The organism is Cupriavidus sp. 01L46 (genome assembly GCF_056399905.1).
In genome coordinates this window covers 1-23,033 of sequence record NZ_JBFTSF010000098.1, presented here as the reverse complement: position 1 = coordinate 23,033, position 23,033 = coordinate 1, and the positions used below count along the sequence as shown (strand labels likewise).

General features: G+C 66.6%; 20 protein-coding genes and 1 pseudogene. 15 read left to right on the top strand and 6 right to left on the bottom strand.

Features of this window, described 5'->3' with window-relative positions; genetic code table 11:
* Positions 1 to 2,015: DNA internalization-related competence protein ComEC/Rec2 (locus AC1DS3_RS18780; RefSeq protein WP_477127688.1), on the top strand; the 2,015-nt coding region annotated here is incomplete at its 5' end.
* On the opposite strand, the pseudogene AC1DS3_RS18775 reads toward AC1DS3_RS18780, so the two are convergent.
* Positions 1,927 to 2,677, bottom strand: a pseudogene (locus tag AC1DS3_RS18775) (MurR/RpiR family transcriptional regulator). The gene AC1DS3_RS18780 and the pseudogene AC1DS3_RS18775 overlap by 89 nt on opposite strands.
* A 327-nt stretch (positions 2,678 to 3,004) precedes the next feature.
* Here AC1DS3_RS18775 and edd point away from each other — a divergent pair.
* The 12 genes from edd to ftsB all read left to right on the top strand — a co-directional run bounded on the left by edd (position 3,005) and on the right by ftsB (position 15,947).
* Positions 3,005 to 4,891 carry a phosphogluconate dehydratase gene (gene edd / locus AC1DS3_RS18770; protein WP_477127687.1) on the top strand — a complete coding sequence of 629 codons (1,887 nt, stop codon included), beginning with the start codon at positions 3,005 to 3,007 and terminating at the stop codon, positions 4,889 to 4,891.
* Between the two features lie 188 nt (positions 4,892 to 5,079).
* On the top strand, positions 5,080 to 5,589 hold the full coding sequence (locus tag AC1DS3_RS18765; protein WP_441633664.1) for a gluconokinase: 510 nt from the start codon (positions 5,080 to 5,082) through the stop codon (positions 5,587 to 5,589).
* 263 nt (positions 5,590 to 5,852) lie between these two features.
* On the top strand, positions 5,853 to 7,325 hold the full coding sequence (locus AC1DS3_RS18760) for a circularly permuted type 2 ATP-grasp protein (protein ID WP_477127686.1): 1,473 nt from the start codon (positions 5,853 to 5,855) through the stop codon (positions 7,323 to 7,325).
* Positions 7,326 to 7,420: 95 nt separating this feature from the next.
* Entirely contained in the window at positions 7,421 to 8,374 is a 954-nt protein-coding gene (locus AC1DS3_RS18755) for an alpha-E domain-containing protein (protein ID WP_441633667.1), read from the top strand.
* A 40-nt stretch (positions 8,375 to 8,414) separates the two neighbouring features.
* Positions 8,415 to 9,239: a transglutaminase family protein gene (locus AC1DS3_RS18750; protein ID WP_441633669.1), complete on the top strand. Its 825-nt coding sequence runs from the start codon at positions 8,415 to 8,417 to the stop codon at positions 9,237 to 9,239.
* A 142-nt stretch (positions 9,240 to 9,381) separates the two neighbouring features.
* Positions 9,382 to 10,203, top strand: a complete 822-nt coding sequence (locus AC1DS3_RS18745; RefSeq protein ID WP_477127685.1) for a proteasome-type protease — start codon at positions 9,382 to 9,384, stop codon at positions 10,201 to 10,203.
* Between the two features lie 21 nt (positions 10,204 to 10,224).
* Positions 10,225 to 11,061, top strand: coding sequence for an alpha/beta fold hydrolase (locus AC1DS3_RS18740; protein ID WP_441633673.1), 837 nt, complete (start codon positions 10,225 to 10,227; stop codon positions 11,059 to 11,061).
* 135 nt (positions 11,062 to 11,196) lie between these two features.
* Positions 11,197 to 12,876, top strand: a complete 1,680-nt coding sequence (locus tag AC1DS3_RS18735; protein ID WP_477127684.1) for a CTP synthase — start codon at positions 11,197 to 11,199, stop codon at positions 12,874 to 12,876.
* A gap of 2 nt (positions 12,877 to 12,878) precedes the next feature.
* Positions 12,879 to 13,751 carry a 3-deoxy-8-phosphooctulonate synthase gene (gene kdsA, locus AC1DS3_RS18730; RefSeq protein ID WP_477127683.1) on the top strand — a complete coding sequence of 291 codons (873 nt, stop codon included), beginning with the start codon at positions 12,879 to 12,881 and terminating at the stop codon, positions 13,749 to 13,751.
* 90 nt (positions 13,752 to 13,841) lie between these two features.
* The gene (locus AC1DS3_RS18725; protein ID WP_441633677.1) at positions 13,842 to 14,132 is read left to right on the top strand and encodes a DUF1330 domain-containing protein; all 291 of its coding nucleotides are present in this window, start codon (positions 13,842 to 13,844) and stop codon (positions 14,130 to 14,132) included.
* 97 nt (positions 14,133 to 14,229) lie between these two features.
* Complete coding sequence (gene eno / locus AC1DS3_RS18720; RefSeq protein ID WP_477127682.1) at positions 14,230 to 15,519, top strand: phosphopyruvate hydratase; 1,290 nt, start codon at positions 14,230 to 14,232, stop codon at positions 15,517 to 15,519.
* A gap of 89 nt (positions 15,520 to 15,608) precedes the next feature.
* Complete coding sequence (gene ftsB, locus AC1DS3_RS18715) at positions 15,609 to 15,947, top strand: cell division protein FtsB (RefSeq protein ID WP_441633681.1); 339 nt, start codon at positions 15,609 to 15,611, stop codon at positions 15,945 to 15,947.
* 170 nt (positions 15,948 to 16,117) lie between these two features.
* Here the strand turns inward: ftsB and AC1DS3_RS18710 are convergent, their stop codons facing one another.
* From AC1DS3_RS18710 to AC1DS3_RS18700, 3 genes are all read right to left on the bottom strand, one after another.
* Entirely contained in the window at positions 16,118 to 16,528 is a 411-nt protein-coding gene (locus tag AC1DS3_RS18710) for a hypothetical protein (RefSeq protein ID WP_441633683.1), read from the bottom strand.
* A gap of 114 nt (positions 16,529 to 16,642) precedes the next feature.
* Positions 16,643 to 17,671: an Hsp33 family molecular chaperone HslO gene (hslO, locus tag AC1DS3_RS18705; RefSeq protein ID WP_477127681.1), complete on the bottom strand. Its 1,029-nt coding sequence runs from the start codon at positions 17,669 to 17,671 to the stop codon at positions 16,643 to 16,645.
* A 47-nt stretch (positions 17,672 to 17,718) separates the two neighbouring features.
* Positions 17,719 to 18,243, bottom strand: coding sequence for a gamma carbonic anhydrase family protein (locus AC1DS3_RS18700; RefSeq protein WP_441633687.1), 525 nt, complete (start codon positions 18,241 to 18,243; stop codon positions 17,719 to 17,721).
* Between the two features lie 131 nt (positions 18,244 to 18,374).
* Between AC1DS3_RS18700 and AC1DS3_RS18695 the strand changes: the two genes are divergently transcribed.
* Positions 18,375 to 19,295, top strand: a complete 921-nt coding sequence (locus tag AC1DS3_RS18695) for a ferritin-like domain-containing protein (RefSeq protein WP_441633689.1) — start codon at positions 18,375 to 18,377, stop codon at positions 19,293 to 19,295.
* Here the strand turns inward: AC1DS3_RS18695 and AC1DS3_RS18690 are convergent.
* Together AC1DS3_RS18690 and AC1DS3_RS18685 are read right to left on the bottom strand one after the other, a co-directional pair.
* Positions 19,268 to 19,624 carry a hypothetical protein gene (locus AC1DS3_RS18690; RefSeq protein WP_174422814.1) on the bottom strand — a complete coding sequence of 119 codons (357 nt, stop codon included), beginning with the start codon at positions 19,622 to 19,624 and terminating at the stop codon, positions 19,268 to 19,270. The two genes, AC1DS3_RS18695 and AC1DS3_RS18690, sit on opposite strands and share 28 nt — an antisense overlap.
* A 558-nt stretch (positions 19,625 to 20,182) precedes the next feature.
* Positions 20,183 to 21,916, bottom strand: a complete 1,734-nt coding sequence (locus tag AC1DS3_RS18685) for an acetate--CoA ligase (protein WP_477109252.1) — start codon at positions 21,914 to 21,916, stop codon at positions 20,183 to 20,185.
* 150 nt (positions 21,917 to 22,066) lie between these two features.
* Between AC1DS3_RS18685 and AC1DS3_RS18680 the strand changes: the two genes are divergently transcribed.
* A complete protein-coding gene (locus AC1DS3_RS18680; RefSeq protein ID WP_441633694.1) occupies positions 22,067 to 22,960 on the top strand; it encodes an alpha/beta fold hydrolase in 894 nt (297 codons plus the stop codon).
* Positions 22,961 to 23,033 lie beyond the last annotated feature (73 nt).

The following is a 23,033-nucleotide window of genomic DNA, read 5'->3' as shown; positions in this document are numbered from 1 at the left end:
CCGTGCGCTTGCGACAGCCTCATGGCCTGGCCAACCCGCATGGCTTCGATTACGAGTTCTGGCTGATGGCGGCCGGGCTTGGCGCCACTGGCCATGTGCGCGATGCCATCGGCGAGCCGCAGGACGCTGTCGGCGAACGGCTGGCGTGGCGGATCGCGCGATGGCGGGCGCAGGTGCGCGATCACGTCTTGCAAAGCCTGCCAGCCGATGCTCGCTTCGCCCCGGTGCTGGCGGCCCTCGTGGTGGGCGATCAGCAAGGCATCCAGCAGCGGGACTGGACCTTGTTCACGCGCACCGGCATCGGCCACCTGATCAGCATTTCCGGCTTGCATATCACCATGATTTCCGGCCTGTTCTCCAGCTTGGTTCATTGGCTGTGGCGGCATTCGTTCGGGCTCGGGCGATGGCTGCCGCGGCCCTTGCCGCTGTGGTGGCCGGCGCGCCGCGCCGCGCTGGTGGGCGCGGTGATCGCGGCCCTCGTCTACGGCCTGCTGGCGGGCATGCAGGTGCCGGCGCTGCGCACCGTGTCGATGCTGGTGGTGGCGGCGCTGGCACTCTGGAGCGGGCGCACGCCGCCGGCCTCGCTGGTGCTGGCCTGGGCGGCGTTCGTGGCGATCGGGCTCGACCCCTGGGCTGTGCTGTCGCCCGGCTTCTGGCTTTCCTTCGGCGCGGTGGGCGTGATCTTCCTGGCGGCGGCGCAACCGGCCAATCAGTCCGCGCTGACGCGTTGGCAGCGTGTTTGCGCCAGCCTTGGGCAGGCCGCGCGCACGCAATGGTCCGTCACTATCGGGCTGGTGCCGCTGACCTTGCTGCTGTTCCAGCAGATCTCGGTGATTTCGCCGCTGGCCAATGCAGTGGCAATCCCGCTGGTCAGCCTGCTGGTGACGCCGATGGCCTTGCTGGCGGCGGCGGTGCCCGCGCCGGTGGCGGGCTGGCTGCTCAGCCCCGCGCACCTGCTGCTGCACTGGCTGGTGCTGGGCCTGGAGTGGCTGTCGGCGCCGCCTTGGGCGGTGTGGCAGGCCGCGCACGCCGGGCCGGCGGCGCTGGCGCTGGCGGTGCTCGGCGCGCTGCTGTTGCTGGCGCCCGTGCCCYGTGGCGTGCGCGCGCGCCTGCATGGCGTGGTACTGCTGTTGCCGATGGTGCTGGCGGGGCGGCAGCCAGTGGCGCACGGGGAGTTTCGCGCCACTGCGATCGATATCGGGCAGGGCACGGCGGTACTAGTGGAAACGCGCTCGCGCGTGCTGCTCTACGATGCCGGGCCGGCTTACGGCTGGGGCGCCGCGCGTGGCGAATTGGGCAACAGCGCCGGCGCGCGGGACATCGTGCCGTTCCTGCGCGGCGCTGGGGTGCGCAGGCTGGATACGCTGGTGATCAGCCATGAAGACGCGGACCATGCGGGCGGTGCGCGCGACATCATGGCGGCGCTGCCGGTGGACAGCCTGCTATCGGGCGCGCCGCCGGGGCATCGGCTGCTGGTGCCGCCGGCGAGCGCTGCGCACCTGGAGGCGCAGCCTTGCGAGGCGGGGCAGCAGTGGGAGTGGGATGGCGTGCGTTTTGCCATGCTGCATCCCTTGCCGGGCGCCGCGCAGAATGCCGCCATCGACAGCAATGCGCGCAGTTGCGTGCTCAAGGTGGCGGGCAGCGCGCGCAGCCTGCTGCTGACCGGCGATATCGGCCGGCGTGACGAGGCGGCGCTGTTGGCGCGCCTGTCGACGCAAGACTTGCGCGCGGACTTCCTGCAAGTGCCGCATCACGGCAGCAACACCTCATCGAGCGGCGCGTTCCTGGCCGTGGTGGCGCCGGAGGTCGCGCTGTTCCAGGTGGGCTACCGCAACCGCCACCGGCATCCTCGGCCCGAGATCTGGGACCGCTACGGTTCGCACGAGATCGCCCGCTATCGCAGCGACGAGACCGGCGCGGTCCAGCTCACGACGCGCGGCGAGTCTTACGCGCTGCAGGCTTACCGCCAGCACGCGCGGCGCTACTGGCGCGCGGCGCCGCCTGCGCCTCGCTGAGATGCGCGGGCTCGGCCTGGGCGATGCGGCGCTCGCGCAGGTGCGCCTTGGCGCGTTGCAGGCCGGCGGAGACGGTATCGGCGCGCTCCAGGGCGACGCCTGCTGCCAGCACGTCGCCCAGCACGAGGTGGCAGATGCGGGAGGTCATCGGCGTGTAGACCTCGCTGTCTTCCTCCACGTCCGAGAACACGCAGACGTCCGCCAGCGCGGCCAGCGGCGAGCCGCTGTGGGTCAGCGCCAGCACGCTGGCGCCGCTGGCGCGGGCGAGCGTGGCGGCGGCCAGCATGTCCCAGGTGCGCCCGCTGTTCGAGACCAGCACGGCCACGTCGCCGGGCCCGAGCAGCGCCGCTGACATGCTGAAGACGTGCGAGTCCGAATAGGCCACCGTGGGCATGCCAAGGCGGAAGAACTTGTGCTGGATATCCAGGGCGACGATGCCCGAGTTGCCGCAGCCATAGAACTCGATGCGCCTGGCCGCGGCGAGCAGCTGGATGCCATGTTCGATCTGGTCGCGCAATGGTGGGCTGGGACACGCCCGCGCGCTCGGCCAGCTCGGGCATCGACAAGCGGATCACGCTGGCGCCGTGGCGGGCGACATAGTCGGCAAGGCGGCGTTCGGAGGGGCGGAGCGTGTCATAGACGGCAAGAATTCGGTCGCGCATGGTAGGGCAGGGATGGGCTGTCTGTGCCGGGGAATTGTTCTGGCTTTGGCCCCGGAGTCCGTGGCTCGACGGATCGAGCGGCATGTAGATATTCTACATAATCAGAGGCGGGATCATGGCGGCTTCAACGTCGCACCCGAGTAGGGATTTCACCTATGTGCGCCAAATATGCCATGAATAAAGCGCTTTGTGGTGTTCGTGCATAGTGCTTTCAATTTGGCTTTCGATATAATGTAGAAAATCTACAAACAATAGCGCCAACCGGCGCTCGCTAGTCCCACCAGTCCTCCCGGATACGATCAGGCATCACGACCAGGAACTCCCCCAATGTCAAAAGCCCTCCACGCCGAAGTCCACGCCGTCACCGAGCGCGTGATCGCGCGCAGCCAGCGCAGCCGCGCCGCCTATCTCGCGCGCTGCGAACGCGCCCAGCAGGAGCTGGGCCCCTTGCGCGGGCTGTCCTGCGCCAACCTCGCCCACGGCCTGGCCGCGCTGCCCGCGCATGACAAGCTCAAGCTGCGGGTCGAGCATGCTGCCAACCTCGGCATCGTCACCGCGTACAACGACATGCTGTMGGCCCACCAGCCGTACGAGCGCTATCCCGGCGTGATCCGGGAGGYCGCGCGTGCCGTTGGCGCAGTGGCGCAGGTGGCGGGCGGCGTGCCGGCGATGTGCGATGGCATCACGCAGGGCAATGCCGGCATGGAGCTGTCGCTGTTTTCGCGCGATGCCATTGCGATGGCCACTGCGGTCTCGCTGTCGCACAACACCTTCGATGCCGCGGTCATGCTGGGCGTGTGCGACAAGATCGTGCCGGGCCTGCTGATGGGGGCGCTGCAGTTCGGCCACCTGCCGGTGGTGTTCGTGCCGGCGGGGCCGATGTCGACGGGCTTGTCCAACAAGGAAAAGGCGCGCGTGCGCCAGCTTTACGCAACCGGCCAGGTGGGCCGCGAAGCCTTGCTGGAGGCCGAATGCGAGGCCTATCACGGCGCCGGCACGTGCACCTTCTACGGCACCGCCAACAGCAACCAGTTCCTGATGGAAATCATGGGCCTGCATATGCCGGGCGCGGCCTTCGTGCATCCGGACAGCGGCCTGCGCGACGCGCTCACCGCCGCCGCGGCCCAGCGCGCGCTGGCCCTGACGGCGCGGGGCGGCGACTACCTGCCGCTGGCGCGCATCGTGGACGAGCGCGCGGTGATCAATGCCGTGGTCGGCCTGCTGGCCACGGGCGGCTCGACCAACCACACCATCCACCTGGTGGCGATGGCGCGCGCGGCGGGCATCCTGATCGACTGGGACGATTTCGACCGTCTCTCGCGCATCACGCCGCTGCTGGCGCGGGTCTACCCCAACGGCTCGGCCGACGTGAACCACTTCCACGCCGCGGGCGGTGTGGCCTACGTGATTCGCCAGCTGCTCAGCGCCGGGTTGCTGCACGAGGACGTGGAGACCGTGGCCGGGCGTGGCCTGGCCCGTTACACGCAAGAGCCCGTGATGCTCGACGGCGTGCTGCAGTGGCGCGACGGTGCCGCAGTCAGCKGCGACGCCACGGTGCTGGCCACCGCGGCCGAGCCGTTCTCCCCCGAGGGCGGCTTGCGCCTGCTGCAAGGCAATCTTGGCMGCGGCATGATCAAGGTGTCGGCGGTGGCGGACGCGCATCGGGTGGTCGAAGCACCGGCCCGCGTCTTTGACTCGCAAGAGCAATTGCAAGCTGCGTTCGAAGCTGGCGAGTTCACGGGCGACATGATCGCGGTCGTGCGTTTCCAGGGGCCCAACGCCAACGGCATGCCCGAACTGCACCGCCTCACCCCGGTGCTGGGCTCGCTGCAGGACGCCGGCCACAAGGTTGCGCTGGTGACCGATGGCCGCATGTCGGGCGCCTCGGGCAAGGTGCCGGCGGTCATTCATGTGGGTCCTGAGGCACTTGCCGGCGGCCCGCTGGCGCGCGTGCGTGACGGCGACCGGATCCGCGTGGACGCCGTGGCGGGCACGCTGGAATGGCTCGGCGCCGCCAATGGCGACGGCGACCTGGCCACGCGTGCTTCCGCCGTATTGCCGGACGACGCCTTCACGAATTTCAGCGTTGGCCGGGGCCTGTTTGGGCTGTTCCGCCGCAACGCGCGGATCGCGGAGGAGGGCGGCAGCGCGCTGGACCTCTCCGAGGCTGACGCGCCCGGCGCTGTCCAAACGGGCGCGGCCGTCGCACAATAGGCAGCGCCCCTTAAATTTGTGTCATTTGTGTCTCCGGCAGCCGATGGCTGGCGGAGACGACCCCGAGCCGGCCCATGCGGGTCCTATCATGGCTTCATGGCTGAACGCTTGCGGAGCCAGCCGGCGGCCGGCGCGGGGTCTACCGACAAGGATGGGAAAACCATCCGAACATGATCGTTGGAGCAGACATGATCTACATCCTGATGGGCGTTTCCGGCTGCGGAAAGACCACGGTCGGCCAGTTGCTGGCCAAGACCTTGCAATGCGGCTTCCACGACGCCGATGAATTCCACAGCGCCGCCAACAAGGCGAAGATGCACAACGGCATCGCGCTGACCGACGACGACCGCTGGCCCTGGCTGGCCGCGATGCGCGCGGCGATCGATGCAGCCCGCGCCGAGGGGCGCACCCACGTCTTTACCTGTTCCGCGCTGCGGCAAATCTACCGCGACCGCCTGACCCCCGCCGATGGCGGCGTGACCTTTATCTACATGAAGGGCGATGCAGCGATCATTGGCGGCCGCCTGGCCGAGCGCAGCGACCACTTCTTCAATCCCGCCCTGTTGCAGAGCCAGTTCGAGACCCTGGAGGAGCCGCGCGACGCCCTGGTGCTCGATATCCGCCAGACGCCGGAGGCGCTGGTGCAGCGCATCCTGGCCGGAGTGCAGGCGCAGCAAGGCGCGGCGATCGCCCGCTGAACCGATGCCAACGCCGGCCCGAAGCGAAGGCTGGCAGACATCTTGCTTATCCATGTTTGATGGCGCGAATGCCTGCTGCTTGCGGCTTTCGTGGTCATAGGTATCCTATAGGGACAGCACTTCGAAGCATGACGAGACGGTCCGCGGCCAAGCCGCCGGGCCTCGGGTGGTGATCTCAAGGTGCTGTGCCGGGAACAACAAGCCAATCAAAACGGGATAGCCGGCAGTTTGGGCGGCACCCAAATCATGGGGGAACGGCCATCATGGCGGCGCGGTTTTTCGACGAGATGCTCGATTGGCAAGATGGCGTGGCAGCAGCAATCCACGCGGGCGAGTCCCTGCCGGCAGGTGCCGTGCGGGGGCATTACAAGCAGTTCGCGGATTGGTTGGCGCGCCAGTCCGAAGGCACCATGGACAACAAGCGCGCCGAGGCCGACCTGATTTTCCGGCGTGTGGGCATCACGTTCGCCGTTTACGGTGAAAAAGACGAGTCCAACAGCGGTACCGAGCGGACCATCCCATTCGACGTCATTCCCCGCATCTTCCCCGCCAGCGAGTGGGCAACGCTTGAGCGCGGCCTGCGCCAGCGGGTGTCGGCGCTGAACCGCTTCATCCACGATATCTATCACGGGCAGGACATCATCCGCGCCGGTGTGATCCCGCCAGACCAGATCTACAACAACGCGCAGTACCGCCCCGAGATGCTCGGCATCGACGTGCCCCGTGATATCTACGCCCACGTGGCGGGCATCGACGTAGTACGTGCTGGCGAGGGCGAGTTCTACGTGCTGGAAGACAACCTGCGCGTGCCCTCCGGCGTGTCCTACATGCTGGAGAACCGCAAGATGATGATGCGGTTGTTCCCGGACCTGTTCGCGCGCAATCGCGTGGCGCCGGTGGCGCACTATCCCGACCTGCTGCTCGACATGCTGCGCGGCGTCTCGCCGCAGAACATCGCCGATCCCACGGTGGTGGTGCTCACGCCCGGCATGTACAACTCCGCCTACTTCGAGCATGCCTTCCTGGCGCAGCAAATGGGTGTGGAACTGGTCGAGGGCAGCGACCTGTTCGTACAGGACGACCACCTCTACATGCGCACCACCCAGGGCCCGCAGCGCATCGACGTGATCTACMGCCGGGTCGACGACGACTTCCTCGATCCGCTGGTGTTCCGCTCGGATTCCACGCTGGGCGCGGCGGGGCTGCTCTCGGTCTACCGCGCGGGCAACGTCACCATCTGCAATGCCATCGGCACGGGCGTGGCCGACGACAAGTCGATCTATCCCTACGTGCCCGACATGATCCGCTTCTACCTTGGCGAGGAAGCGATCCTCAACAACGTGCCGACGTACATGTGCCGCCGCCCGGACGACCTGCAGTACGTGCTGGACCACATGAGCGAGCTGGTGGTCAAGGAAACCCACGGGGCCGGCGGCTACGGCATGCTGGTGGGGCCTGCCGCCACGCGCGCGGAGATCGACACGTTCCGCGAGGTCGTGCGCGCGCGTCCCGAGCAGTACATCGCGCAGCCCACGCTGGCGCTTTCCACCTGCCCGACCTATGTCGAGTCGGGGATCGCGCCGCGCCACATCGACCTGCGTCCGTTCGTGCTGTCCGGCAAGGATGTGCGCATGGTGCCTGGCGGGCTGACCCGCGTTGCGCTGCGCGAAGGCTCGCTGGTGGTCAACTCCTCGCAGGGCGGGGGCACCAAGGACACCTGGGTACTGGAGCGCTGACGCGCGGCGCCCGCAAGGATTGTTTGTGATTCCCGCGCTGGCCGCCGCGTTGCCGGCGGCGCGCGGGCGAACAGCGCTGTACGAGGGGACTGACCATGCTTAGCCGCACCGCCGACCATCTGTTCTGGATGGCGCGCTATACCGAACGCGCGGAGAACACCGCGCGCATGCTGGACGTGAACTACCAGACTTCGCTGCTGCCGCAATCCGCGGAAGTGGCAGAGCAAGGCTGGTGGGCCATGCTCGATATCTCCGAGCTGACCACGGTGTTCGATGAGAAGTACGGCCTGCTCACGCGCGACGACGTGATCGACTTCATGGTGCGCGACATGACCAATGTCTCGTCCATCATGAGTTGCCTGCGCGCGGCCCGCGAGAACGCCCGCGCGGTGCGCGGCTCGCTGACCACCGAGGTCTGGGAGACCATCAACACCACCTGGCTCGACGTGCAGCGCATGATCGCCGACGGCGTGCTGCGCGAGGATCCTTCGCAGTTCTTCGAGTGGGTGAAGTTCCGCTCCCACCTGGCCCGCGGCGTGCAGTTTGGCACCATGCTCAAGGACGATGCCTTCCACTTCATGCGGCTGGGCACGTTCCTGGAACGCGCCGACAATACCGCGCGGATTCTGGACGTGAAGTTCCAGGCCAGCACGGTCGACGACAGCGATCCCAATCGAGACGCCAACGATTTCTATCACTGGGCGGCTGTTCTGCGCTCGGTGTCAGGGTTCGAGGTGTACCGCAAGGTGTATCGCACCGTGATCACGCCCGAGCGCGTGGCCGAACTGCTGGTGCTGCGCCCCGACATGCCGCGCTCGCTGGTGTCTAGCATGGACGAGGTGGTGTCGATCCTGGCGCTGGTGGGCAACCACCTTTCTTCGGAGACCGAGCGCCAGGCTGGTAAACTCCACGCCGATCTGAAATATGCGCGCATCGACGACATCTTCGCCGTCGGGCTGCATGCTTACCTGACCAGTTTCCTGGAGCGCATCGGCGACCTCGGCAACGGCATCAGCCGGGATTTCCTCGTGCCGCTGCTCGCTGCCTGACCCATAAAACGTGGGGAGGTTGTGCCGGCCTCGCCACATCATGAAATACAAGATTCACCACAAGACGGTCTACCGTTACGCCGAGCCGGTCCGGCGCAGCGTGCACGAACTGCGGCTCGCGCCGCGCTCGGGTCCGCTGCAGGCCGTGCAGGAATGGCAGTTGTCCGTTCCCGGCAACCTGTCCGAGGCGCGTGACGGCTTCGGCAATATCGTGCACAGCTTCACCGTGGCCGGGCCCGCACATACGCTGGTGATCGAGGCCAGCGGCGTGGTCGATGTGACGCCGCCAGTGGATGCGGATGGGCCGTTTTTCTGCGATGCGCCGCCAGCCGGCGAGGCGCGCGTATCGCCGCTGTATTACCTTGGCGGCACGCCGCTGACCGCCGCCAAGCCGGAGATGGTGCATTTTGCCGCGCCCTACCTGGCGGCGGGGGCGACGGTGCCCGCGTTGCTGGCGCTGGCCGGCGGCATCGCCGGGCGGGTGCGTTACCAGTCAGCTAGCACCGATGTGGACACCCCGGCCAGCGACGCGTTCGCACTGGGCAGCGGGGTTTGCCAGGATCAGGCGCAAGTGATGGTGGCATGCTGCCGGGCCCTGGGCGTTCCGGCACGCTACGTCAGCGGCTATTTCTATGACCCGGCCGCCTCGGAACTGGCCAGCCACGCGTGGGCTGATGTCTGCGTGGATGCCGGCAAGGAGTTGTGGTGCAGCATCGACGTGACCCACGGCTGCCTGAGCGACGCGCGCCATATCCGGCTGGCGGTCGGGCGCGACTATCGCATGGCCGCACCGGTACGGGGGATTCGCGAAGGGGGCAGCGGCGAGCGGCTGGCGGTMGAGATCGCCATTGCGCCGTTGCAGTGATTGAAGTGGTGCGCCGCGCACCAGAAACGGGCGCGCCGCAAGCTTCCGGGCGCACCACCGCGGCGCCAGAATGCGGCCTTGGCCCGGACGGCAGGCCTGGCGATGCGCCAGGCGTGAATGTGCACCATTACAAGACAAGATCATGACGTACTGTGTAGCCATGCGGCTGGATGTCGGGCTGGTGTTCCTTTCCGATTCGCGCACCAATGCCGGTGTCGATGCGATCTCGACCGCCCGCAAGATGACCGTGTTCGAGGAACCGGGCGACCGCGTGATGGTCTTGCTGACCGCGGGCAACCTGGCAATCAGCCAGGCGGTGCGCCAGATACTGGCGGAGGGCCGCGACGAGAAACGCTCGCTGTGGACGGCGCGCGATATGTTCGAGGCGGCCGCCATCGTCGGCGACGCGGTGCGCCAGGTGCACAAGCACGACGCCCATGCGCTGCGCGAGGCCGGCATCGAGTTCAATGTGAGCCTGATCTTCGGCGGCCAGATCCGCGGCGAACGCGTGCGCCTGTTCCATGTGTACGCTGCCGGGAATTTCGTCGAGGCCACACCCGAGAACTGCTATTTTCAGATCGGCGAGGCCAAGTACGGCAAGCCCATCATCGATCGCGTGGTCGAGCCGACGCTGCCGCTGGGCGAGGCCGCCAAGTGTGCGCTGATTTCGATGKACTCCACGTTGAAGTCGAATATCTCGGTGGGCCTGCCGCTGGACCTGCTGGTCTACGAAAGCGATTCGCTGCGTGTGACCCGCTTTGTCAACATTGACGAGAAGAACGCCTACTTCCGCATGATTCGCGATACCTGGGGGCAGCGTTTGCGCCAGGTCTTTGGCGAGATCAATGATCCCGAGTGGGATGCCAACGCGCCGGCCGAGTTTCCGCTGGCGCGCCAGGGCACGGGAGACCGCTGGGGCCAGCCTGTGCGCGCCACGCGCGAACGTGCCGGCACACAGGACTGAGGGCGCGCTGCGAATACGCCGATGCGCGACATTCTGCATTTTTCGCACGCCAACGGCTTTCCGGTCAGTACCTACCGCAAGCTGTTCGGAACGCTGGAAGACGATTTCGAGATCCGCGCCGTGGACCGTTATGGCCACGACCCGAAATTCCCGGTCACGCGCGAGTGGCCGCATCTGGTCGATGAGCTGCTGGCTTCGATCGAGCAGAAGTACCGCGAGCCGGTGTGGCTGGTGGGGCATTCGCTGGGTGGTTTCCTGTCGCTGATGGCCGCGCTGCGCCGCCCGCAGTGGGTGCGCGGTGTGGTGATGCTGGATTCGCCCGTGATTGCCGGGTGGCGCGCCGCCTTGCTCAAGGCCGGTCAGCGCTTCGGCCTGGATGAGCGGCCCAGCCCGGCTGCCGCGACCCGGCGGCGGCGCACGCACTGGCCGGATGCCGAGGCGGTGTGGGCGCATTTCCGCTCCAAGCCGGTATTCGCGTCGTGGGACGAGGAAGTGCTGCGCGACTATGCGATGCATGGCACGGAGCCGACCGGCAACGACGCCGAGCGCCGCCTGCGCTTCGAGCGCGAGATCGAGTACCAGATCTACCGCACGCTGCCCACCAGCCTGGGCGCGCGCGTGGCGCACGGCGCGCCGGTGCCGGTCAGCTTTGTCGCCGGCACGCGTTCGCGCGAAGTGCGGCAATGCGGGCTCGGCGCCACGCGCAAGCTGGTGGGCGAGCGCCTGCGCTTTATCGAGGGCGGGCACCTGTATCCGATGGAGCGCCCCGGGCAGACGGCCGGGCTGATCCGCGATCTGGTCAGGCAAATGCGGGACGGCGCCGCCGCCCCGCGCGCGTCCGTAGCCCCGGCAGGATAGGGCGGCGGCGTGGACACGAGTGCGAAGCGGCGAATGCGTCTCAGTGGCTGCCGGGCAAGGCGACTTGTCGCAAATGCGGCGCTGCAGCAGGCGGCCTCTCATGTATAATCCCGATTTCCCCGGCAAGCTCGGTTTATGACCAAATTCGTCTTCGTCACCGGTGGTGTCGTCTCTTCTCTCGGCAAGGGCATCGCTGCTGCTTCGCTCGCGGCCATTCTCGAGTCGCGCGGCCTCAAAGTCACCCTCCTCAAGCTAGATCCCTACATCAACGTCGATCCCGGCACGATGAGCCCCTTCCAGCACGGCGAAGTGTTCGTCACGGAAGACGGTGCGGAAACCGACCTCGATCTTGGCCACTATGAGCGCTTCGTCTCGGCCAAGATGCGCAAGTCGAACAACTTCACCACGGGCCAGATCTACGAATCGGTGATCCGCAAGGAACGCCGGGGCGAGTACCTCGGCAAGACGGTGCAGGTGATCCCGCACATCACCAACGAAATCCAGGCCTTCATCGAGCGCGGCGCGGCTGCGTCGCACGGTGGCAAGGCGGACGTTGCGCTGGTGGAGATCGGCGGCACGGTGGGTGACATCGAGTCGCTTCCCTTCCTGGAAGCCGCGCGCCAGATGAGCCTGCGCATGGGCCGCAACCACGCTGCCTTCGTGCACCTGACGCTGGTGCCGTTCATTGCCAGCGCCGGCGAGCTCAAGACCAAGCCGACCCAGCACTCGGTGCAGAAGCTGCGTGAAATCGGCATCTCGCCGACCGCGCTGCTGTGCCGCGCCGACCGCCCGATTCCGGACGAGGAGCGCGCCAAGATTTCGCTGTTCTCCAATATCCCGCAAGAAGCCGTGATCTCGGTGTGGGACGTGGACAGCATCTACAAGATCCCGCAGATGCTCAACGAGCAAGGCCTTGACCGCCTGATCTGCGAGGAGCTGCGTATCGATCCGAAACCGGCCGATCTCTCCATGTGGCAGCGCCTGGTCAATGCCCAGGAAAACCCGCAGCACGAGGTCACCATCGGCATGGTGGGCAAGTATGTCGACCTGACCGAGTCCTACAAGTCGCTGATCGAAGCGCTGCGCCACGCCGGCATGCACACCGCCACCCGCGTGAACATCGAGTACATCGATTCGGAAGAACTCGAATCAGGCCACCTCGAAGTGCTCAAGCCGCTGGACGCCATCCTGGTCCCGGGCGGCTTCGGCAAGCGCGGCACGGAAGGCAAGATCCGCGCGATCCAGTACGCTCGCGAGAACAAGGTGCCGTACCTGGGCATCTGCCTGGGCATGCAGCTGGCCGTGATCGAGTTCGCGCGCCACGTGGCGGCGATGGCCGACGCCAACTCGACCGAGTTCAACCTGGAAACCGAACATCCGGTGGTCGCGCTGATCACCGAGTGGGTGGATCGCGAAGGCAAGGTCGAGCAGCGCTCCGCCGAGTCCGACCTGGGCGGCACCATGCGCCTTGGCGCGCAACGCGTGCCGGTCAAGGCCGGGACCAAGGCCAGCCAGATCTATGGCCCGGAAGTCAACGAGCGCCATCGCCACCGCTACGAAGTCAACAATCACTACGTGCCGACGCTGGAAAAGGCGGGCATGGTGATCTCGGCCCGTACGCCGACCGAAGACCTGCCCGAGAYGATGGAGCTGCCGGAAAGCCTGCACCCGTGGTTCGTGGGCGTGCAGTTCCACCCGGAATTCACCTCCACCCCGCGCGATGGCCATCCGCTGTTCAAGGCCTACGTGGAAGCGGCGCTGGCCAGCCAGCAGAAGAAGGCGGGCTKAGCCCCGKCACCGCAAGCAGGAGATTAGCGATGAAACTCTGTGGATTTGACGTCGGCCTGGACCGCCCCTTCTTCCTGATCGCCGGCCCGTGCGTGATCGAGTCCGAGCAGATGGCGCTGGATACGGCCGGCGAGCTCAAGGCGATCACCAGCGAACTTGGCATCCCCTTTATCTACAAGTCCTCGTTCGACAAGGCCAACCGCTCGTCGGGCCGGACCTTCCGCGGGCTGGGCATGGAGAAGGGTCTCGAGATCCTCGCCACCGTCAAGCGCGAGATCGGTGTGCCGGTGCTGACCGACATCCACGAGATCGACGAGGTCAAGCCGGTGGCGGCCGTGGTCGACGTGCTGCAGACGCCGGCCTTCCTGTGCCGGCAGACCGACTTCATCCGTGCCTGCGCGCAGAGCGGCCGCCCCGTCAATATCAAGAAGGGGCAGTTCCTCGCGCCGCACGACATGACGAACGTCATCGACAAGGCGCGCGATGCCGCGCGCGAGGCCGGGCTGCCGGAAGACAGCTTCATGGCCTGCGAACGCGGCGTCTCCTTCGGCTACAACAACCTGGTCTCGGACATGCGCTCGCTGGCGATCATGCGCGAGACCAGCGCGCCGGTGGTGTTCGACGCCACCCACTCGGTGCAACTGCCGGGCGGCCAGGGCACCAGCTCGGGCGGCCAGCGCGAGTTCGTGCCGGTGCTGGCCCGCGCCRCCGTGGCCGTTGGCGTGGCGGGCCTGTTCATGGAAACCCATCCGGATCCAAGCAAGGCCATGTCGGACGGCCCCAACGCCGTGCCGCTGTCGCGCATGAAGGAACTGCTGTCGGTGCTCAAGGACCTGGACACCCTGGTCAAGCGCGCCGGATTCCTGGAAGACAATTTCGGCTGGCCGGCGGCTTGCGCCTGAGCTTGCCGTGCCACCGCGGTCATGGCCGTCATCAGGCGGCCATGATCAGCCAAGTAGAATCAACATCATAAGAACACACGGAGATACGCCATGGCCAGCGGCTATATCATTGCCCACGTCGATGTCACCGATCCCCAGCAGTATGAAGAGTACAAAGTGCTCTCCAGCCATGCCATGAAGGTGCATGGTGCCGAGGTACTGGTGCGCGGCGGCAAGACCGAGAGGCTCGAGGGCGACTGGGCCCCGACGCGCGTGGTCGTGCTGAAGTTTCCCAGCTATGACGCGGCAAAGTCGTTCCACGACAGCGCGGAATACCGCGCCGCGCGCAAGTCGCGCGAGCATGCCGCGCGCATGAACATGATCGTGGTGGAAGGCGCTTGAGCGTCAGCCAGCTCAGTCAGCTGTAGCCAGCGGTAGTCCAGGGCATGACGCCCGTGTAGTAAGAAGTCATCAAGCATCAACAGTCCAAGAGGAATCCATGAGTGCAATCGTAGATATCATCGGTCGCGAAGTTCTCGACTCGCGCGGTAACCCGACGGTCGAGTGCGACGTCCTGCTCGAATCCGGCGTGATGGGCCGCGCGGCAGTGCCGTCGGGCGCATCCACCGGCTCGCGCGAAGCCATCGAGCTGCGTGACGGCGACAAGTCGCGCTACCTCGGCAAGGGCGTGCTGAAGGCGGTCGAGCATATCAATACCGAAATCTCCGAAGCCATCATGGGCCTGGACGCTTCCGAGCAAGCCTTCCTGGACCGCACCCTGATCGACCTCGACGGCACCGACAACAAGGCCCGCCTTGGCGCCAACGCCACGCTGGCCGTGTCGATGGCCGTGGCCCGCGCCGCTGCCGAAGAAGCCGGCCTGCCGCTGTACCGCTACTTCGGTGGCTCGGGCGCGATGCAGATGCCGGTGCCGATGATGAACATCRTCAACGGYGGCGCGCACGCCAACAACAGCCTGGACATCCAGGAATTCATGATCATGCCGGTGTCGCAAACGAGCTTCCGTGAAGCCCTGCGTTGCGGCGCTGAAGTGTTCCACGCACTGAAGAAGATCCTGTCCGACAAGGGTATGTCCACGGCGGTTGGTGACGAGGGCGGCTTTGCCCCCAACTTCGCTTCCAACGAAGAGTGCCTGAACACCATCCTGCTGGCCATCGAGAAGGCTGGCTACCGTGCCGGCGAAGACGTGCTGCTGGCGCTGGACTGCGCGGCGACCGAGTTCTATCACGAAGCCGAAGGCCAGTACCACCTGGATGGCGAAGGCCTGAAGCTGACCTCGACCCAGTTCGCCGACTACCTGGCCAACCTGTGCGACAAGTTCCCGATCGTGTCGATCGAGGACGGCATGGGCGAAGGCGACTGGGACGGCTGGAAGGTGCTGACCGACAAGCTGGGCAAGCGCGTGCAGCTGGTGGGCGACGACCTGTTCGTCACCAACACCAAGATCCTGAAGGAAGGCATTGAAAAGGGCATCGGCAACTCGATCCTGATCAAGATCAACCAGATCGGCACCCTGACCGAAACCTTCGCCGCCATCGAAATGGCCAAGCGCGCCGGCTACACGGCCGTGATCTCGCACCGTTCGGGCGAGACCGAGGACAGCACCATCGCCGATATCGCGGTGGGCACCAACGCCGGCCAGATCAAGACCGGCTCGCTGTCGCGTTCGGACCGTATCTCGAAGTACAACCAGCTGCTGCGCATCGAGGAAGATCTCGGTGATATCGCCAGCTACCCCGGCAAGAGCGCGTTCTACAATCTGCGCTAAGCGCGTGCCATGCGCCGGCCGCGCACAATGCCGCGGCCGGCGCATGACGCATGACGCAACTCCCTTTTTTCGCTTAAGCGCCAGAATCCATGCGCCTGATCTCGTTGCTGTTGTTCGTGCTGTTGCTCGCCATCCAGTATCCGCTATGGCTGGGCAAGGGCGGCTGGCTGCGTGTGTGGGAGATGGACAAGCAGGTGCAGGAGCAGAGCGCGCACAACCAGGCGCTCAAGCTGCGCAATGCCAAGCTGGAAGGGGAAGTGAAGGACCTGCAGGATGGCACCGGCGCCATTGAAGAGCGTGCCCGCTATGAGCTGGGCATGGTCAGGGATGGCGAGGTGTTCGTGCAGTTCGTGGCACCGGCCCCCAAGGTCAGCGCCACGCCTCCGCTGCCGCCTCCGGCGAACTCCCCGGCATTCAATCGCCACTAAGCGCCCACACTAAGCGCCCACACTAAGCGCCCGCTAGCGCCCACTAAGCGCCACTGGCTGGCGTCTTTCCCGATTTCTGTCTCGTCGCGTCTGGCGCCGTCGCCCTGCAACGGCATGGATGCGGCACGCTCGCGTCCTTGGTCGTTTGCTGCGCCAGCCTCGCCGGCGGCTTACCACCAGTACGGGTAGCCACCGTAGCCCCAGCCCCGGTATCCCGGGCTGCCGAAGCCGACTCCGCCACCCCAGTGCCCGCCGCCCCAGCCGCCGTAATACAGGTTCCAGCTAGGCGAGGGATAGGCATAGTAGGTTGCCGCCCGCGCCATGGCTTCCGCCTGTTGCTGGCGGGCAATCGCGGCATCCTGTTCGCGCAGTACCTGGCGGTTCAGTTCGCCGATCTTCTGGATGTCTTCCGCGGTGACGGGAGGCGGCGGCACGCCGTTGGGCGCCAGGCGGGCAGTCGGCGGCGAGCCGTTGAGGTCGCGCGGCAACTGGGCGCAGCCACCACAGGCCAGCACGGCGCCAAGCAGCATCGCGCTGATCGTGGCGGGCGGGTGAGAGGACAAAGCGGACAAGGCGGACATGATGACTCCCTGACTCTGGTGGGGCGCTGACGCTTGGACCCGGGCGCGGGGCAGAAAGGTTCCTGCCGTCGCGCGTCGCATCATGGCTCGCATCGGCGTCCCGCGCGCTGCCGCTCAGTGTTGCTGGTCCGCACCTTCGCCGGCGCCGGTAGCCACGGGGACCGGCGTGAACAGCTGCGCGCAATCGACCGGGTCGAAGTAGTATTGCTGGCCGCAGAAATCGCATTGGATTTCCACCTCGCCGCGTTCCACCAGGATGTCTTCAATCTCCACGCGGCCCAGGTTCTGCAGCATGCCCGCCACCTTGGCGCGCGAGCACGAGCACTGGAAGTGCGGGGTCAGCGGCTCGAACACACGCAGGCCGGTGGCTTCCAGGTCTTCCCAGAACAGGCGGCGCAGCAGGGTGTCCGGCGTTTCGGCCAGCAGTTCGGCGTCCTTCAGCGTGGCGCCGAGCTGGCAGGCACGGTCCCAGGTGTCGAGGTCCTGCGCGCGGGCGGTGTCCGCCAGCGGCGCGCCGGTTTCGCCGACTTGCGCGGGCTCACGCTCGGCGTGGCCTTCCAGCGTGCCACCGTAKGAGGGCAGCTTTTGCAGCAGCATGCCTGCGGCGACCTTGTCGTCGGCGGCCAGCCATAGCCGCGTGTCGAGCTGCTCGGACGTCTGCATATAGTGCTCGAGCACGGCGGTCATGGATGTCATCGGGCCATGCTTATCGGCCAGCGGCACGATGCTTTGGTACGGCTGCTGCCCGGGCAGCTTGTCCTGCGGGTCCAGCGTGATGGCGAAGCGGCCGTGGCCGCTGACGTTGACGAGATCCGCCAACGTGGCGTCGTCGGCCAGCGTCACGCCTTCGGCCAGCTTGGCCGTGGCTCGCATCGACAGGTCGGACAAGCACTCCACCACCAGCATGCGCACCGGGCCATCGCCGTGCACTTGCATCACCAGCGCGCCGTTGAACTTCAGGTTGGCCGAAAGCAGGGCGGCGGCCGACATCATTTCACCCAGCAGCCGGCGCACCGGCGTGGGGTAATGGTTGCGGCGCAGCACTTCTTGCCAGGTGGCCTGCATGCGTACCAGCTCGCCGCGCACGGGGGCCGCGTCGAACAGGAATTTCTGCAGGGTGTCAGGGGTGGTGGTGTCAGTCACGATGATCCGTCGGTAAATCGGAGCCGCTGGCGCGGCGCCTTGGTCGCTTAGTCGATGCGCTTGAGTTGTGTCTTGTACATGGCCTGGCGAGTGGCGTAGGTCTCGGCGTTGCGATACAGGTTGGCCACGTCCTGCTCGGTGAGCTCGCGCACCACCTTGGCCGGCGCGCCGAGGATCAGCGAGCGGTCCGGGAACACCTTGCCTTCAGTGACCACGGCGCCGGCGCCGACAAGGCACTCCTTGCCGATCACGGCACGGTTCAGGATCACCGCCTGGATGCCGATCAGCGAGCCTTCGCCCACGGTGCAGCCGTGCAGCATGGCCTGGTGGCCGATCGAGACCTTGTCGCCGATGGTCAGCGGGCAGCCGGGGTCGGTGTGGAGCACGGTGCCTTCCTGCACATTGCTGGACTCGCCAACCACGATCGGCTCGTTGTCGCCTCGGATCACCACGCCTGGCCATACGCTGGCATGTGCCTTGAGCGTCACGTTGCCGATGATGGTGGCCTCCGGCGCCACGTAGGCATCCGGATCGATGGTGGGGGCAACGTCGCCGAGCTGGTAAAGCGCCATGGGGTCTCCTGCACAAGTTCGTATGGGTATATGGGGTTTGCCGCCGGGCTTTAAAGGGTCGCGGGCGGGCTCGCTGGCACAGGGTGCCACCTGCCGGGCCCTACAATGGCGGCAAACCGGATTTTACGCTTATGCCAGCAAACCTACCCGATGCCGTCACTCCATGCGCCCCTGACCCCGCTCGCGGTGCCGCGCCTGGCGCTTTATCCGGCCTGGCGGCGCCGTCCTTGCGCCGCCAGGCGCTTGCCATCCTGTGCCTGAGCGACGCGCACGAGAAGGCCGCGGCCACGCGCCGGATGCGGCTGGCGGCCGAGGCCATGGCGCCGGAGGCCCTGGGCATCGGCGAGGCGATCGCGGCCGAACTGCCGCTGCCCGGCCGGCCGCCACGGCCCGAACTGGTGGCGCCGCAGCGGGTGGAGCGGCGGCGGTCCATCCATACGCCCGCCGGCCGCGCGGCGCTGATCCATGCGCTCGCACATATCGAGTTCAACGCGATCAACCTGGCGCTGGATGCCATCTGGCGATTCGACGCGATGCCGGTAGCCTTCTACCTGGACTGGCTGCGCGTGGCCGACGAGGAGGCGCTGCATTTCAGCCTGCTCGCGCAGCACCTGGCCACGCTGGATGCGCGCTACGGCGATTTTCCGGCGCACAACAGCCTGTGGGAGATGGCGGACAAGACTGCCGGCGATGTGCTGGCGCGCATGGCGCTGGTGCCGCGCACGCTGGAGGCGCGCGGGCTGGATGCCTCGCCACCGGTGCGCGCCAAGCTCGCGGCCGCGGGCGATCATGAGGCCGCCGCCATCATCGACATCATCCTGCGCGACGAGGTGGGTCACGTAGCCATCGGCAACCGCTGGTACCGCTGGCTATGCGCCTCCCGTGGCCTGGACCCCGTCGCCACCTACGCCGAGCTGGCCGCGCGGTACCAGGCGCCGCGCCTGCGGCCGCCCTTCAACCTGGCGGCGCGCCGCGCGGCGGGTTTCGACGAGGATGAGCTGGCGTGGCTCGAGGGACAGGCCGCTCAGTTGTATTCCGTCACCACGACATAGCCCTGCTTGTTGCCGCCACCAGGGCCTGCCGAGAATTGCACGGGCACGACAAAGGCGCGCGCGGTCGCCAGCTGGACGGCCCGGCCAGGCAGCAGCGGCAGGGAGGCAGACTCCGCGGAATGGGTGCCGTTTGCCGGGCAACTGACCGAGGCGGTCCCGCTCGTGCTGATTTGCGTATTGCAGGGGGGCGCGACGATGGCCCCCCGGAAGTAGATCACGCCATCCGCGGCCCACGCGGATACCGAAAGCAAAGCACTCGCCAGGGCCAACGGCAGCCGGAGCGCGAAGCGGTGGGAGGCGGCGCGGCCGGTGCTTGCAAACGTGCTCATCGTGATCTCCTGTTCGTCATTAACTTGAAGCACATTGGGAAATTTCTGCGTGCTCTTTGGGAACTTTATTTCCCAAGATTGGGAAAAACAATCAAGATAATCCGAGTTTCCCCAATCCTTTTTTTTGCACTACTCTGTTAGGTCAGGTTGCGGAATGCGCCGCTATCCAGCGTGTTGATGCCGCTGAGGGGTATAGGAATTACCCTTATTAAAAGGGCGAAAATGGAATGGTTCCGATTGGCATTTATACGAATAATCTTATAAATTTCTCGGAAAAAAATGAGCTGGCATGGATGCCCCCTCCTGCGACTGGAACGTGTGGTCTGATCTGCCGAATGGGATGCGCCATAGCGATGCGCTCCGCATGTCCTTGCTAACGTCAGATTCGGCGAAAACTTGACTGCAGGGAGGGCGACGCATATCGATGCGCGCGATCGGTTGTCCGTGGCGCGGCAGGTTGTGCCGGCCGGACGCTGTGAGGCGGGGCTTTGGAGGGCGGGTTTGAGCGCCAGGGACAGGGGCGGGTGCGAGCCTTGCGGCCGCACCCGCCTGCCAGTGCTACGGGTGCGCTGGCGTGGCGCGCCGGGCTTCGATCTCGCGCAGCACGCGCCGCTGGATCTTGCCGGTGGTGGTCATCGGCAACTGCGCGATGAATTCGATGATCTTGGGATATTCGTACGGCGCAAGCTGGCCGCGCACATACTGCTGCAGCTCGGCGACCAGCGCGGCGTCGGCCTGCGCCGAACGCACGATCGATGGCACCAGCACGACGAACGCCTTGACCACCGCGCCGCGCTCCGGGTCCGGCGAGGGCACCACCGCGCAGTTCGACACGGCGGGATGCTTGAGCAGGCAGTTCTCGATCTCGCTCGGGCCAATGCGGTAGCCGGAGGATTTGAAGACATCGTCGGCGCGCCCCTGGTACCACAAGTAGCCGTCTTCGTCGATGCGCGCCAGGTCGCCCGTGCGGCACCAGCGCAGGCCGTCGCGCTCCAGGTACTTGCCGGCGGTGGCGTCCTCGTTGCGCCAGTAGCCCAGGAAGAACACGGGGTCGGGATGGCCATGGACGTCGGTGCTGCACACGGCCACCTCGCCGTCCTCGCCCGCCGCGCAGGGCCTGCCTTCGTCGTCGACCACGGCGATGCGATGGCCGGGGTAGGGCCTGCCCATCGAACCCGGGCGCGCTGGCCACCCTAGCTGGCCATCGTTGTTCTGCGCGGTGCAGTTACCCACGATGTAGTTGATCTCGGTCTGGCCGAACATCTCGTTGACGACCACGCCGAGCGCGTCGCGGCACCAGGCGAACACGGTTTCCCCCACGGCTTCGCCCGCGCTCATCAGCGCGCGCAGGTGCAGCTGGTAATGCGCGCGCGGCGCGGGGCAGGTTTTCATCATCTGCTTGAGCGCGGTGGGAAACAGGAAGGTATTGGTGACACGATAGCGCGCCATCAGCTCGAAGGCGGTTTGGGCGGAGAACCTGCCCTGATAGCCCACGATGGTCTTGCCGAAATACAGCGTAGGCATCAATGCATCCCACAGCCCGCCGGTCCAGGCCCAGTCCGCCGGGCTCCAGAACACGTCACCTGGCTGGGGAAACCAGTTTTGCGAACAGACGAAGCCGGTGAGGTTGCCTATCAGCGCGCGGTGCGGGATCAGGGCGCCCTTGGGCGGGCCGGTGGTGCCGCTGGTGTAGATCAGCACCGCCGCCTCGTCGGCCTTGGTCTCGACCGCGGTGAACGCCGGCAGCTCGGCGGCCAGCAGCGCATCCCAATCGTGCTCCGCGCGGCCCACGGCGGCACCGGCGCCGATCACCGTGGCCAGCGCCGGGCACTCCGCGCGCGCGGCCAGCACGTTGTCGATGGAGGATTCGTCGGCAATCGCCACGCACGCCTCGCTGTGCTGGAGGCGGTACGCCAGGGCTTCCGGGCCGAACAGCATCGATAACGGCATGGCGATGGCGCCGAGCTGGTAGATCGCCATATGCGCAATCACCGTCTCGATGCGCTGTGGCATGACGATGCCCACGCGGTCGCCCCGCGCCACACCCAGCGTGCGCAGCGCCCGGGAGAGGCGATCGGCCTCGGCCTGGATGAAGGCGTAGCTATAGCTGGCGCGGCGCCCGTCCTCGTGCTCGGTGTGGACCGCGATGCGATCCATCGTGGCGGGGTCGCGCGCCCAGCGCCCGCAGCACGCGTCGGCCAGGTTGAAAAACTCGGGCACATGCCAGTGGAATTGCGTGTACAGCGCGGGATAGTCGTCGCGCCGGCTTGCTGGCAGGGCGGGTGCGGCCATGCTGGGTCTCCTGGGTTGCGTTCGGGATGAGGGCCGGGCCGGCTTGCCGCTATAATCCGCAAACGAACGATCGTTCTATTTTTAGGCTTCCCCGTTGCCGCGGGTGAAAGCGTCCGCCACGATCAGGGAAAAGGCACCCGGGGAGACACCATGGCAATAAGAGAAACCTCGCGCTCGGAATTTATCACGTTGCGCGGCCTCAACATGCACGTGCGCCACTGGGGCGAGCCCGGCGCGCCCACCCTGTTCCTGCTGCATGGCTGGATGGACGTGGCCGCCTCGTTCCAGTTCATGGTGGACGCGCTGGAACGCGATTGGCATGTGATCGCCCCGGACTGGCGCGGCTTTGGCCAGACCGACTGGCCCACGCGCTATCCCGGCACGGAGTCCTACTGGTTTCCCGACTACGTCGCCGATCTCGAGGCGGTGCTCGACCACTTCCAGCCGGACGTGCCGGTGAACCTGGTGGGGCACAGCATGGGCGCCAACGTGGCCTGCTTCTATGCCGGCATCCGCCCCGAGCGAGTGCGCCGCGTGGTCGACCTGGAGGGGTTTGGCATGACAGGCACGCGCGCCGAGCAAGCGCCCGGGCGCTATGCGCGCTGGCTCGACGAGTTGCGCGAGCGCCAGCCATTGCGCGCCTATGACAGCGTGGAGGCGGTGGCGGCACGGCTGCAGAAGACCAATCCGCGCCTGCCCGATGACCGCGCCGCCTTCCTGGCCGAGCACTGGTCAGCGCGCAATGCGCAAGGCCGCTGGGAGATCCTTGGCGATGCCGCGCACAAGATGGTCAATCCGGTGCTGTACCGGCTCGACGAGGTGATGGCGATCTGGGCGCAGGCCACCGCGCCGGTGTTGCACGTGGAGGCGCGCAATTCGCAGACCCTCAGCCACATCGCCAAGGGCCAGCCGCTGGCGGAGTTCAAGCAGCGCTTCCAGGCGTTTCGCGATTTCCGCGAAGCCATTGTCGATGACGCAGGCCATATGCTGCATCACGACCAGCCGCGGGTGGTTGCCGGGTTGATCGAGTCTTTCTGCGCCTGACGCTGGGGGCCGTGCAGGCTGCCGCGTTCAGGCGTGCGTGAGCTTTTCCTTGAGCGTGGCGTTGTTGCTGGTG